This is a genomic window from Leptospiraceae bacterium, from assembly GCA_016708435.1.
GTDB lineage: Bacteria > Spirochaetota > Leptospiria > Leptospirales > Leptospiraceae > UBA2033.
Map to the genome: position 1 here is coordinate 396,595 of JADJFV010000002.1, position 11,975 is coordinate 408,569.

General features: G+C 38.1%; 16 protein-coding genes and 1 pseudogene. 10 read left to right on the forward strand and 7 right to left on the reverse strand.

Annotated features, from left to right (window positions below; translation table 11 throughout):
• Positions 1–112 precede the first annotated feature (112 nt).
• On the forward strand, positions 113–1,255 hold the full coding sequence (locus IPH52_07315; GenBank protein MBK7054854.1) for an ATP-binding protein: 1,143 nt from the start codon (positions 113–115) through the stop codon (positions 1,253–1,255).
• Between the two features lie 77 nt (positions 1,256–1,332).
• Positions 1,333–1,611, forward strand: coding sequence for a TIGR04454 family lipoprotein (locus IPH52_07320; protein MBK7054855.1), 279 nt, complete (start codon positions 1,333–1,335; stop codon positions 1,609–1,611).
• Positions 1,612–1,790: 179 nt separating this feature from the next.
• On the opposite strand, the gene IPH52_07325 is transcribed toward IPH52_07320, so the two are convergent.
• Positions 1,791–2,123: a hypothetical protein gene (locus IPH52_07325; protein MBK7054856.1), complete on the reverse strand. Its 333-nt coding sequence runs from the start codon at positions 2,121–2,123 to the stop codon at positions 1,791–1,793.
• 194 nt (positions 2,124–2,317) lie between these two features.
• Here IPH52_07325 and IPH52_07330 point away from each other — a divergent pair, with 194 nt between their 5' ends.
• From IPH52_07330 to IPH52_07340, 3 genes are all read left to right on the forward strand, one after another.
• Positions 2,318–3,193 carry a transposase zinc-binding domain-containing protein gene (locus tag IPH52_07330; GenBank protein ID MBK7054857.1) on the forward strand — a complete coding sequence of 292 codons (876 nt, stop codon included), beginning with the start codon at positions 2,318–2,320 and terminating at the stop codon, positions 3,191–3,193.
• Entirely contained in the window at positions 3,163–3,612 is a 450-nt protein-coding gene (locus IPH52_07335) for a transposase (protein MBK7054858.1), read from the forward strand. Before IPH52_07330 ends, IPH52_07335 begins: the two co-directional genes overlap by 31 nt.
• Positions 3,613–3,795: 183 nt before the next feature.
• Entirely contained in the window at positions 3,796–4,926 is a 1,131-nt protein-coding gene (locus IPH52_07340) for a DUF1566 domain-containing protein (GenBank protein MBK7054859.1), read from the forward strand.
• 58 nt (positions 4,927–4,984) lie between these two features.
• On the opposite strand, the gene IPH52_07345 is transcribed toward IPH52_07340, so the two are convergent.
• Both IPH52_07345 and IPH52_07350 read right to left on the reverse strand, forming a co-directional pair.
• The gene (locus IPH52_07345; GenBank protein ID MBK7054860.1) at positions 4,985–5,326 is read right to left on the reverse strand and encodes a hypothetical protein; all 342 of its coding nucleotides are present in this window, start codon (positions 5,324–5,326) and stop codon (positions 4,985–4,987) included.
• A gap of 364 nt (positions 5,327–5,690) precedes the next feature.
• A complete protein-coding gene (locus IPH52_07350; protein MBK7054861.1) occupies positions 5,691–6,395 on the reverse strand; it encodes a hypothetical protein in 705 nt (234 codons plus the stop codon).
• A 158-nt stretch (positions 6,396–6,553) separates the two neighbouring features.
• Between IPH52_07350 and IPH52_07355 the strand changes: the two genes are divergently transcribed.
• On the forward strand, positions 6,554–6,784 hold the full coding sequence (locus IPH52_07355; protein ID MBK7054862.1) for a hypothetical protein: 231 nt from the start codon (positions 6,554–6,556) through the stop codon (positions 6,782–6,784).
• Between the two features lie 188 nt (positions 6,785–6,972).
• Here the strand turns inward: IPH52_07355 and IPH52_07360 are convergent, their stop codons facing one another.
• Positions 6,973–7,665: a putative Ig domain-containing protein gene (locus tag IPH52_07360; protein ID MBK7054863.1), complete on the reverse strand. Its 693-nt coding sequence runs from the start codon at positions 7,663–7,665 to the stop codon at positions 6,973–6,975.
• A 58-nt stretch (positions 7,666–7,723) separates the two neighbouring features.
• Positions 7,724–8,101: a hypothetical protein gene (locus IPH52_07365; GenBank protein MBK7054864.1), complete on the reverse strand. Its 378-nt coding sequence runs from the start codon at positions 8,099–8,101 to the stop codon at positions 7,724–7,726.
• Positions 8,102–8,314: 213 nt separating this feature from the next.
• On the opposite strand from IPH52_07365, the pseudogene IPH52_07370 reads away from it, so the two are divergent.
• Positions 8,315–8,472, forward strand: a pseudogene (locus IPH52_07370) (SpoIIE family protein phosphatase).
• 434 nt (positions 8,473–8,906) lie between these two features.
• Here IPH52_07370 and IPH52_07375 read toward each other — a convergent pair.
• Positions 8,907–9,593: a DUF4469 domain-containing protein gene (locus tag IPH52_07375; GenBank protein ID MBK7054865.1), complete on the reverse strand. Its 687-nt coding sequence runs from the start codon at positions 9,591–9,593 to the stop codon at positions 8,907–8,909.
• A 533-nt stretch (positions 9,594–10,126) separates the two neighbouring features.
• Here IPH52_07375 and IPH52_07380 point away from each other — a divergent pair.
• Both IPH52_07380 and IPH52_07385 read left to right on the forward strand, forming a co-directional pair.
• Positions 10,127–10,312, forward strand: a complete 186-nt coding sequence (locus tag IPH52_07380; protein MBK7054866.1) for a hypothetical protein — start codon at positions 10,127–10,129, stop codon at positions 10,310–10,312.
• Positions 10,313–10,737: 425 nt separating this feature from the next.
• Complete coding sequence (locus tag IPH52_07385) at positions 10,738–10,983, forward strand: hypothetical protein (GenBank protein ID MBK7054867.1); 246 nt, start codon at positions 10,738–10,740, stop codon at positions 10,981–10,983.
• A gap of 196 nt (positions 10,984–11,179) precedes the next feature.
• Here the strand turns inward: IPH52_07385 and IPH52_07390 are convergent, their stop codons facing one another.
• Positions 11,180–11,329, reverse strand: a complete 150-nt coding sequence (locus tag IPH52_07390) for a hypothetical protein (GenBank protein ID MBK7054868.1) — start codon at positions 11,327–11,329, stop codon at positions 11,180–11,182.
• A gap of 403 nt (positions 11,330–11,732) precedes the next feature.
• On the opposite strand from IPH52_07390, the gene IPH52_07395 reads away from it, so the two are divergent.
• Positions 11,733–11,957: a hypothetical protein gene (locus IPH52_07395; GenBank protein ID MBK7054869.1), complete on the forward strand. Its 225-nt coding sequence runs from the start codon at positions 11,733–11,735 to the stop codon at positions 11,955–11,957.
• Positions 11,958–11,975: the final 18 nt, after the last annotated feature.

The following is an 11,975-nucleotide window of genomic DNA, read 5'->3' on the forward strand; positions in this document are numbered from 1 at the left end:
TTTAAATTAGTTATTGCTAGAAAAATGCATTAGATTAGAATATGTGTCATAATTTACTAGCTGAAAGTTAATTAACTTTCGCATTCTATATAGTAAAGATTATTTTTTTGAAATGAACTTAATTGTTGAAATATTATTTTCTATTCTCACGATTTTAATCGTCTTTATGCTGTTTTTAGTTTCTGTATTTCGCGTTCCTATTACTTCTACAAAGATATCTTTCGGTCTGTTTGGACTTACTTTAAGTCTCTGGAATTTTATGGAAATTTTGCATAAATTGCAAGTGATAGACTTTGCTTCCTTTTATCTTCAACAGATTGTTTATTCTAACTTAACAGTTTATTTGTTAGTAATTTTTGGATTGCACTTCCCGTTTTATCGAAGGCGAGAAGTATTGATAACCATTTACACTGCTTTCGTTGGTGGAGTAGGTTACTTGATTACCATTCAGACTTTTTCGATTCCCTATTTCGATGCCCATTTCCCGCTTGAAAGTCAATTCTATGAGAAAATTAACTATTTCTTGACAAGAGCCTTTTCTGTGTTTGCGCTTCTTTCTTTTTTAGTGATCGTAATTTACAAGTTGACCCATGCGAGCAATCGACTGAAGAAATTCCTTTACCGCTCTCTTTCTTATCTTGTAATCCTCATAGTTTTCATTTTGACTTTAAATTATTATTTGACCCTTGACTACAATGTCCTCAAGGCGAATGTCAATGTTCTCTTTATTGATATTCTATTTCTCTCTGTGGTTTTACTCTCTCTTATTCAATTCAAATTTATCGCTTTTTATCCGGGCTTTCTTTCCATTTTTATATACGGAGAATTACCTAGGCTAGTGATTCAATCGATTGCCCCATCCAATTTGGCAGGTGCACAATCTCTAAAAGAAGAACTCTGGAAAATTTACGAGCTAGAAAATTGGAAGAAGTTCCTAAACGAATTTTGGTTTAGCATTATCATAGATGAAACTTTAGACAATGCAGTCGAGCATGGGGGTAGACGTTTTGATGATGAAGTGACTGTGCAAGTATTTGAAACCAGTAAATTTTTAGATGTCTATGTGATTGATAGTGGCAAAGGTTTTGAGCCAGAATTAATTCCTGATCCCGCTAGACCGGATCGCATTCATGTTCCAACCGGTCGAGGAATTCATATCATGAAAAAATTATTTCAGGTCAATTGGAACTTTTTAGGCAATGAAATACGAGTTCGAATTTCCAAAAATCCCGCCGACAACCCCGAAGAAGTTTAAAAAAAAGAAAAAAACGGTTTTCATTGAGCCTAGCAAGGATATTTTGAGTAAAAAAACCATTGAAGGAATCAAATCGAATGAAAAAAATATTAGTTATCGCTATGTTACTCGGAGCATCTATCGTGTTTTCTAATTGCGGCAAAGAAGCTGTAAGCGCTGCTGAATGCGAGCCAATCGTAAACCAAATGTTTACCAATTTAGCAAAAGAGTTAAAGCCTGAAGAAGCAGAAAAAGTAAAAGCTATGGAAGGAACTCTCAAAGCAGGCGTTGTAAAAGAATGCACCTCTGGAAAATACAATCTAGATTGCTTAAAAGCTGCAACCAACATCGCTGCTTTACAAACTTGTAAAAAATAAAAATTATTGCCACAGAGGCACGGAGACACAGAGAAGATTGAGTTCTGAGTTTCCGTGTTTGGAACAAATATCACATTGTAATTGATTTATATTAACCTTAATTACGAAAACAAGCAATATTTTTCAAAGGACTCTCCCGAAAAACCTCTGTGTCTCCGTGCCTCTGTGGCTAATCCTAGTCACCTCAACACATAAAATCCTTTCTCGTCCGTGTAGCAACCGTGTTCGCGGTAAGGTCCGCCTTCTTTCATAAATAGAATTCTTTGCGCATAACGCTCTCTTTTTTTCATACATCGTAAACACACATCAAAGCGAATTGCCCATTCACATTCTTCCGGTCGAAAAATTGGAAACACTCGAAGTAGGGGCTTAGATTCTTCTTCGCTAGAAAATTCCTGCCCAAAAAGAGAGAATCCAAAGAGGATTAGGATTGCTAAAAGGAAGATTCTTTTGCCAGAGAGGCACGGAGGCACAGAGGATTTACAAATACGATTTTGATTACTATTGCGCATAATTATAAAAAAAATATATCCCCATTTTCACAAATCACTTTTTCAAGATCAAAACTGAATACGCAAGCTAGAATATATTATATGCATGGGTTGAACGGACGCCCATGCGACGAGTATTGCGCCCCGTTGGGGCTTTAGTAAATTTGCACATCTTTTTCGTTTTCTTACCTATACAGAGTAGGAGTCAGACTACTTTGTATATTTGTTCAACCGAAAAAATTAAACCAGCTTACCTTCCCGCCTTCGAAAGATGGAGTCTATACAAATCTATTTGGATGGATCACTGGGAAGAGTTTCGGAGAATTTATAACACAAGATTCTTGTCGAAGTATGGAGAACTTTCGGACGGGAAAATAGAAGAGGTGGAAAAGCTTTTTAGGTTGCGGAATTTTCAGAATGGGTTCCAGAGATATTCTTGTGAAGAATGCGACGTAAACTTAATCGTTCCATTTAGTTGTAAATCAAGACTTTGTTTGTCCTGTTATCGCAAGAAACTTTTCGGTTGGTCGGTTAATCTTTCTCATATACTAAACATAGACTTGCGGCATATTCATATTACCTTTACCATTCCAGGGACTGTATCTAATATTCTTTTCCTGAGAAGAGGCGAAGTCGAAGATATGATTTCTATCGCGGCTGAGGTATACAAGAAAGAATTAATCAAATTCGCAAAACTGAAATTTAAGAAGGAAGAATTTACAATCACTGACAAAGATTGGTTACCCGGAAGTATTGCCACCCTACACAAATGCGGCAATAGCTTAAATTTTAATCCACACGTGCACCTTGTTGGAACAACAGCTATTATCCACAAAGAGACAAAGGAAGTATTAAATCTTTCTTTTTTGCGTTACAAGAAATTTGCATTTTCATGGATGAAGGCATTCTGTAAACATTACGAAAAAGAAAAAGTTATCACAAAAGCGGAATCTCTTGTTATCCAAAACAAATACAAGAATGGTTTTCATGTTTATTTTCAGCCGATTGCAGGAGAAGAGAAAGAACCACTTTTTAGAACAGCGGAGTATATTGCATCAGGATGTTTTCACAATTCACAGATTCAAAAGTAGATGATGGTTCGGCAAGCTCGCCTAGGCTACCAACCGGACTAGCAACTGTTACATTTCGATACAAGAGTTGGGTAGAGAAAGATACACGAGAGAAAAGTTTTCAGGAACAAACGATTGATGTTTATGAATTCATGGCGCGGATGTTATTTTTTCTACCTGAACCAAACCGAAAAATGATTCGTTATTATGGAATCTATGCAAACCGCATCAAAGAAAAGCTTGAATTCATCGAACAACGAACTTGGGCACAAGCGATAGAAAATAGTTTCGATGCAAAGCCGCAGCATTGTCCAGATTGCGCAAAGCGAATGCAGCTAACTGTCGTTTATTCTTACTCCGCGAGAAAGACAATGGAAGGATTAAAAGAAACGCATACCTATCTGAACGGTTACTTTCGACCAAAGGCTCGTCCTCCATAAATAATCTCGAATTATTACTTTTGAATTTTGAATCCTATTGACATTTTTTAAAGCCAGGTTTTTCTTGGATACCAGAGGTATATCTTCACAATAGTCGGGCTTTTAACTTTGTGGGATAGAAGGAGATAGAATTATGGGAGAAGTTGGATGCAGATTACTAGAAAGAAAAGTTCGTTGTGTCTAATGGCAAACAGTCCGTATTCGTTGCTTGTTGTTGTTCTTATGGGAATTCTAGCTCTTGCTGGATGTGAGAAAAAGAAAAAAGAAACTCCCATCTGGGCGTTGGGATTAATGGGTAGTTCGTCGGCTACTGGAACTGGAACTGGAATTGGAACTGGAATTGGAACTGGAACTGGAACTGGAACTGGAACTGGAACTGGAACTGGAACTGGAACTGGAATTGGAACTGGAACTGGAACTGGAACTGGAACTGGAACGGGAACGGGAACGGCAGCAACTTACACAATTGGCGGAACGATTACAGGACTTACTGCATCTGGATTAGTTTTGCAAAACAATGCAGGAGATGATCTGACAGCGGCAAGCGGTGCGGCAATATTCACATTCACAACGAAGATAGCAAGTGGGGCAGCTTATGCTGTGATGGTAAAAACACATCCTACAGGATTAACCTGTTCGGTGGCAAGTGGCACAGGAACGGCAACTGCAAATGTAACGAATGTAAGTATTACCTGTGCAAGTTCTTGTGCTGGTTCAACGGTTATAAGAAATTGGGGAACTTTTACAGATTGCAATGATGGAACTGTCAAACTAGATGTCACTGCTGGAACGTTTGGCGGACAAACCTACACAGCACAGACTCTGATATGGATGAAATGCAGTTATGGACAAACATGGAAATCAGCAACGAATGATTGTACAGGAACTGGCACTGCAACAGCTTACGGGGCAACACAAGTTCCATATTGTAGTGTAACTGACCAATCGTGCAATGATGTAGGAACTGGTATCCTGAATGGGACCGGGACAAGTGGGGCGTATTCAGCTTGCAATGCTTTAAATGCAGGAGCAGGGACGTATGGCAAAACAAACTGGCGTGTTCCTATAAAAAATGAATTGAAATTGTTAATCGAATGCAACACTACAACAACAATGCCAGTCGATGCGGGAAATTGTGGAGGCTCTCCAAGTCCTTCTATCAATACTTTTTTTTCGAATACTCAGGTGAGCTATTATTGGTCGTCGTCCGCCTTCTCTAGTGTCAGCGCGTGGTACGTGTCTTTCGGCGGTGGTAACGTAACCAACAACATTAAGGACGCTGGCTATTTTGTTCGGTGTATTTCCGGACCGTGATGGGATATATTTGGGAATTTTGAATGGGGGATTATTCATATTTGCCCAAGGGCGTGCGTTAATCCAAGCCCTTGGGCAAATACTCTATCGATACACCAAAGTCTTCAACGCCTTCTTCTTTTGCCATTAGCTGCACCATCTTTCTGCCTTCTCTGATTTTGCTTTGTTCCCATTCGGAAGGAGATATATGTTCAAAATCTAATATTTGAGAAGCTCTTTTGATTCCGTCGTTGTTCGAATTGATGCTGGTTTTTTCGGGATGATGCATGGATTCGTAAACTAAATCTAACCAATCACGAATGCGAGTAGAAGTTTCAGTGTTTTTATAATTTGGATTTAAAAATACAAGACCGTGACCGTAAATATTTAATTCATCTCCCTTGATGTTTTTGGGATTCAAGTTAGAAATCGAAAGTTCATCTTTGATGGGAATTCCAGTCTTCTGGTTTATCTTGTAAGGTGCTGTGATGAAAATAACTGCCTACACAGTTTTTTTAATTCCGTAGTTTTTGGAAATGAGTTGCAATTCAGCTATTGCCATAAAATTTTACCCTGTTAAGCTCATAACATCTCTTGATGAAAGAGACGCAATCCACTTTTGCTTTACGCTTTAACTTTGTGGGATAGAAGGAGATAGAATTATGGGAGAAGTCGGATGCAGATTACTAGAAAGATGAGAATAGGACAAACGACGAAAGCGAATCACACGAGAATGTGGCGCGTGAAGCGAAAGAATGTTATTTAAATTGAGTCATGCGCACGAATCATGGTAATCGAGCAGCAGCAAGGAGATCAGCTGTGAGAAAATTCTGATGCACGACTCCATTAGCCGCATCCTGTTCGTATTTCTGTCGAATAGTGTCCATCGCGCTCTGCTCCTCCTGTCTCTGCTGTGGCGTGAGCGTGTGATCCTCCTCTTCACCAGGAGTGAACTCAGCGGAATCAGGTTTCACTGGGTTGGGAATGCGTGCGATGATGGAGTCGAGGTCAGCTGACGGAATGGCAGTGCCAGCGTCGTGCACTCCAACTGCTGAGATTGGCTCGCAGAGAGGATTCGATGACAACTCAGATGCGATTGCACTAAGACGACTCAAGTAGGCAGGAGAAGGGGAATTTGAAGAGGAGGAGGAAGCTGCTGCGGCACTACTGCTGCTGCTTCCACTGCGGCGCGATTCGAGAATCTTCACCCATTCAGTCAAGATGAAACCGAGTGCACTCACGATTTCACCTTCTTTCGATGCGGGTTTCTTGCGTTTACTCTTTGTTTTGCCTTTGGAGCCCTCACTCACACTCGCACTTGACGATGTGCTTGGAAGACGCATTCTCCATTTCAACTTATCTTCCGCCAACACTTGCATGCCGAGTGAAGTTGCATGGGCAGGGTGAAATGTAGCGAGCGCGGCGATCTTTGCTGCGGTGGATGAAGCTGCTTCTGCTGAGGAGGATGCTTTTGCTTTTTTAGTTGGCATGATGAATATGAGAAAATTTTACCCGTTTAGTTCAAAACATCATTTTATGAATAAGGAGCAATCCATTTTTGCTTTAAGCTTTTAATTTGTTGGATAGAAAGTAATAGATTTATCGAGAAGTTGGATGCAGATTACTAGAAAGAAAAATTATTAGCGAAGTGGGTAATATTGATTCGCTGGTAAATTCTGTTGACGAGACAATGAAGAGTCAAACGGAAATTTACAATACTTTCCGTGAAAAGATTGAGCAAATTAATAATGAAGCAATTCAAATTACTCATATTACGACAGAACAAATGAACAACGTCCACTCGGTTATGGATTCAATCAATCAACTTAACCGAGATTTTATCAATCTTTTAACAGTTCAAAAAACGAACGGCAAGTAAATGAATAAAAGTAAAATCCCGCCCTATCCTATTCTAAAACTCTCTCTAAGAAATCTGCCTGCTCGGTAAGGTTTCGTAAAAAAACGAGTATAAATCGAAAAGTGATTACACTATGTCTATACTTTGTGATTTCATAATCAGCAGGAAACAGACAATTTTCGAAATACTCGCCATAGATTGTAAGTCAACTAAAACTGACAAGCACCTGCCGGGGCAGACTGCACACATGAGGAAGACCCAGAATAGCTTCCGTAGCATATACTGCTCGCTGTGCAAGAATAGGGAGTAGACGCACCGCAACCTGCGAAAGTACCTGTAGTATTGCAAGTCATGTTCGCAACTGTATTTACTCTGAAAGAAGATAAAGTTGAAACAACAGAACCATACGAATTAGTGGCAGTAATTCCAATGCTAGTGGTGCTGGTTCCAGCAGGCGTTGTGCCCGTGATTGCTCCGGTTGTAGTATTTAAGGAAACTCCGGCAGGCAATGTTCCCGTTGTAAGAGCATAGGTTACTGTGCTAGCGGAAGATACAGTTGGTGTTAAATTGACTGCAGAATTAACTGCATAATAAGCAATGAACAAGGAAGAATAGGACACGGTTAATGCCGGTATAGTAATGGAAGCGGAAGTTGTAGTCTTAGTACCTGCTGAATTTGTCAGCGTTATAGTGTAAGTGGTTGATGCCTGAGTAGTTGTAGGAGTTCCCGATATCACACCTGTAGAGGTATTTAGTGTTAGCCCCGCTGGCATAGAAGGACTAATGCTAAACGTACAAGGAACACATCCGAAATAGCTAACAGAAGCCGATGTAACAGGAATACCTGCTGGATAAGTTCCAGAAAGAAAAACGTAAGTAGGCGCGGTTGCATTTACAGTCAAATCAAAAGTAGTTGTTGCGGTCTGTCCATTTGCAGTTCCTGATAAAGTGTAAGTTGTCTTAGCAGAATCTACAGTCGGTGTCCCTGTAATGGTCGCAGTGGTTTGTCGATCCAGCGGTTAAAGTCAAACCACTCGGAAGTGCAGGTGAAATTGTATAGGTAGCGCTAAGACTATTGCTTGCGTAACAATTCACAGAGGTCATTGCTGTTCCCGCAGTCAATGTGATTCCATTGGTAACAGAACTGCAGGTAATGGTAAAACTCGTCGCTGTTGAGCCGGTAGCAGAACTTGAGCGACTCGTCGATGATCCAGAAGCGGCTAATACTGCGATGGCGGTGGTACTGCTATTATCCGTCTTTTTTGTTTCGCACGAGCTAATAAACAAAATAGCGAAAATGAGCATTATTGATTTGATGTGATTTGATTTGGAAATCATGAATTAATTCTCCCGTAGAATTGTTAATTCCCAAGTTGTAATATTATATATTTACTTGTCAATGAATTTTAAAAAAAGGAAAAGCTAAACTGATCCTCTCCTTTGGGGTGACTACCAAAAAATACCAGAAGTTAGTTCTATTAGAAAATCTCCTATCTATACTCTGTCCACAGTTTGGTTCATCTATTGAAATGAGTTCAAACATATATTCCTATGCCAGAAGTCGGCGGAGATTTTTATGATGTAACGATTCTACTTACAGAATTTTTCAAGCAGATGCAACCGGTCACGGTGTTCGAGCTGCGATGATTACAATGGTACTAAAAGGAATTTATGATAACATAAAAAATTTTAATGTAGATACTTCTTAGATCATGGAAATATTTAATAATAAATAAAGAATTGTAACTAAATAAATTTTACCCGTTTAGTTCAAAACATCATTTTATGAATAAGGAGCAATCCATTTTTGCTTAAGCTTTTAATTTGTTGGATAGAAAGTAATAGATTTATCGAGAAGTTGAATGCAAATTAGCCGCTTCGGCGCTAGAAAGAAAAGACATATTCCTAAAGAGATTTACCATCTAAGTAAGAAATAGTAAACCTGCAATTCTAAACAAGGAAATTCTTTTAGCAGTCTTTCATTCTTCAAAAGATCAGTGATCTTTCTTAAAACATCAGTGATCTTTTTTGAAACATCAGTGATCTTTTTTGAAACATCAGTGATCTTTTTTGAAACATCAGTGATCTTTTTTAAAACATCACTGATGTTTTATGGAAGCAAAGGCTAACCGGTCGCGAGTGGCTAGTAAATTTTTAGACTATCGGTTAGTTTTGTTAGCTTGATCTTGGTGCCCATGCGAGTTTTAAGAATCAACTTATAGTCATTTCCCTTGCTGACTTCTTTGGGAACCTTAAAAGAGATTTTTTTATTCATCACAAGTGAATATTCAGTAACGCGAATCTCAGTGTCCTTCTTTAAAAAGAATAAACCTAAATCCAAATCTGTTTTTTCAAAAGCTAGCCTTTCACCCGTAAGACTAATCAAATCTCCAATCTCGATAGTATTTTTTTCATTCGAATGATTTTCGATAGATAGCATTACAGGTTGTGGTTTATCTCTATTAACCCGAACTACTTTTGCGTCCTTGGTGACTTTCTTACCCAAGGCTATATTAGGTGCTAATGAAATTTCTATCCAATGTTTCTTTTTAGAAAAGACTTCTTTCTCTTCTTTGAAATTTCCTTTTACTTGCGGTCGTAAACTACAAAAGCCAAGGTTGATACTTCTCCCTTGCGAAAGATTGTCTATACAAACTCTTTCGATATTTTCAAACACTGCTTTCACATCCGCCACTGTAATCGAAGAGCCATACGCAATTTCTTTCATAGCTTGTTCAAGCGATACATTTCCTTCTTGTATTGTCTTAGGGACAAACGGCGATTTATCCGCTGTTAAGAGTTTACTCTTGATTAGATTGTATTTTATCATTGTGGCTCCTTGCACTTATAGCTGCATTAAATTTAGACTACAAATTTAACTTTGTCATTTGGTATATTTGCGAGAGTGGTATTTAAGCTTTCACATCTGTAAAGCTGTTGAAATATCTGTATTTCAAGTAAATTGAATATACTTTCTAGGTTTATTAATTATTTTACATTTTGATATGACCGATAGAGAACCACCCTAATCCATTTGGGAAAAAAGGAAAAATCCTCACCAAAAAAAAGTGAAGGAAATTGAAGAAGTGTATAAAGACAAAGGGATTCCAATTGAGTTTCATGCATATAATGCAGAGGAGGATGATACTGATGCTGGGTAGTCAAATTAACTTTTACTTCATGGAAGAAGATGCGATACGTTGATACACAAAATTACTTTCTGATAGACTGCACTGAATCTCCTGTTGTAGAATATAGAACTGGATATCAAGACGGAATATAAAAAGAAGAGGGCGAGTATTTTATACAAAAGATTCTCTTGTCAAAGATGATTTTATAAGAAAAAACGAAAAATTTCAGGACATGGCAAATGATTTTTTCAAATGGATAAGAAAGCATTTCAAAAATGTTAAAATGAAAGGTTACGAAGAAATTCTAATTACAGAAAGAACATTGAAATGGTTAAACGGTTCAAAAGATAGAAAGCTTGCGGATTTCCCAGAAGTCATAAAACAAGAAGCTGCCGAAAGAAAACAATTAGTTGCATAGGTTCCATTATTCGATTGACTTCAATTTTTAAGCACGAAATCTACAAAAATTTCCCCCTTACTTCAAAACACCTTTCAATGAATAAGCAGCAGCAATCCGGTTTTGCTTGAGCTTTTAGAATTATGGGAGAAGTTGAATGCAGATTACCGGAAAGAAAACGTTTAACAATATGCATTTAAAATTAAGATGCCCGAAATGTCATAGTAGTGATATCAAACGAGATTGGTTCTTGGGTCATGATATGTATGTAGAATATTTCAATATACATACGTATACTTGCCTAAATTGCAAATATACTAAAGAATATCAATCTATGGACATTGATGAAGATCCTCCGGTGCCGAAAGAATGGTTCGAATGTAATGTTTAGCACTATGAAAAAATTTCTTTCTTGACTTTACGCCTTGAAATTTCAAGGTAAAGCCATGAGTTTCGCAATACAAGAACGTCAGGCATTCTTCGAGAAAGCAGTTCCTATTAGTGTGGAGGCTTATCATTTACTGTATAAGCAGGGTCTTATTTCGGAAAAAACAGAACTCTTAGAAGGAGTAGTGATAGAAAAAGACATAAGGATCCGATTCATGCAAATCTTGGGCTACTCTACGCTTCGTTTCTTTATGAAGCACTTAAGAATGAAGACCCAACTCAGACAAGAGGAATCCTATCAATAGAGCTTCTCAGAGCCAGAGCCCCAATCGCAATTGTTCCCGAAAGGAGATTACTCCAACGCTCAACCAACAGAAGCCCTACTTATAATTGAAGTGGCTAATTCTTCTATTGCTAGATAGAGCCAAAGCATCCATTTACGCAAAAGCGGAATATTCCCGAATACATCATCGCTAATTTACAAAATAAAATTCTGGAAGTTTACTCAAATCCTGTAGATGGAAAGTATTCTTTCACAAAAATTTTACAGACGGACGAAAGATTTCCTTCGACTAACGTTTCGAATATTTCTTTTTCTTTAAATGATTTTCTTTCTTCAAATTCATGATTCAATTGGAAATGTTTTAACATCTTGGCACCGCAAAATTTAAAATCAAAAATTATTCTTTCAATCGTGGCATATTTTGCTCCTTACTAATTTTCTAGATTGGTTTGTATTCTCCTTCCTGTTTCTAAAAGTTCCAAACGAACTAGAATGGGATATACGCCCTGGTATAATTTCTCTTACAGAAAAAGAAAATCTAAATTTCGCAAAGGACAAAAGGAGTTGTTGTTACAAGGGAGTTCTGTCGCGTTATATTCCTATTTGCCGCAGAGGGTAGATGAAGAGTTGGAAAAGTCAAGGTGTAAAAATTCATTCTGATTTTTTGGTCATGTCGCCATGTCGCCCAGCAGACTTGTATTATTATGCAGACGAAATGATTTCTAAAACCGGACTTGATTTTATATCTTATCCGTCCAGGTGATTTATAAAATGGATCATTTTCCAGGAGTAGGGGACAGCTTTGGCGAGTATTGGAAGGTTAGGATTCATGCCTATGCCGCTCGTCATCCGGTTAAGTTTTATTATCCGCTCCAATTTCTATTCGATCATTTCTCTTCTCTGAAAAAGCAGAAATTCTTCCCCCTTCTAACTAAAACTATGCTCTATGTAAATCGGTATCGTAGTTTCTATTTGATCCGATTGATGCTTATTTAAGGACGTCATACGCGAAGT

Bases quoted from the DNA above. Each gene is read 5' to 3' on its own strand.
- IPH52_07315 (MBK7054854.1), top strand. From the start codon at position 113: ATGAACTTAATTGTTGAAATATTATTTTCTATTCTCACGATTTTAATC.
- IPH52_07325 (MBK7054856.1), bottom strand. From the start codon at position 2,123: ATGCGCAATAGTAATCAAAATCGTATTTGTAAATCCTCTGTGCCTCCG.
- IPH52_07340 (MBK7054859.1), top strand. From the start codon at position 3,796: ATGGCAAACAGTCCGTATTCGTTGCTTGTTGTTGTTCTTATGGGAATT.
- IPH52_07320 (MBK7054855.1), top strand. From the start codon at position 1,333: ATGAAAAAAATATTAGTTATCGCTATGTTACTCGGAGCATCTATCGTG.
- IPH52_07375 (MBK7054865.1), bottom strand. From the start codon at position 9,593: ATGATAAAATACAATCTAATCAAGAGTAAACTCTTAACAGCGGATAAA.
- IPH52_07390 (MBK7054868.1), bottom strand. From the start codon at position 11,329: ATGTTAAAACATTTCCAATTGAATCATGAATTTGAAGAAAGAAAATCA.
- IPH52_07395 (MBK7054869.1), top strand. From the start codon at position 11,733: ATGGATCATTTTCCAGGAGTAGGGGACAGCTTTGGCGAGTATTGGAAG.
- IPH52_07335 (MBK7054858.1), top strand. From the start codon at position 3,163: ATGTTTTCACAATTCACAGATTCAAAAGTAGATGATGGTTCGGCAAGC.
- IPH52_07385 (MBK7054867.1), top strand. From the start codon at position 10,738: ATGAGTTTCGCAATACAAGAACGTCAGGCATTCTTCGAGAAAGCAGTT.
- IPH52_07380 (MBK7054866.1), top strand. From the start codon at position 10,127: ATGGCAAATGATTTTTTCAAATGGATAAGAAAGCATTTCAAAAATGTT.
- IPH52_07365 (MBK7054864.1), bottom strand. From the start codon at position 8,101: ATGATTTCCAAATCAAATCACATCAAATCAATAATGCTCATTTTCGCT.
- IPH52_07350 (MBK7054861.1), bottom strand. From the start codon at position 6,395: ATGCCAACTAAAAAAGCAAAAGCATCCTCCTCAGCAGAAGCAGCTTCA.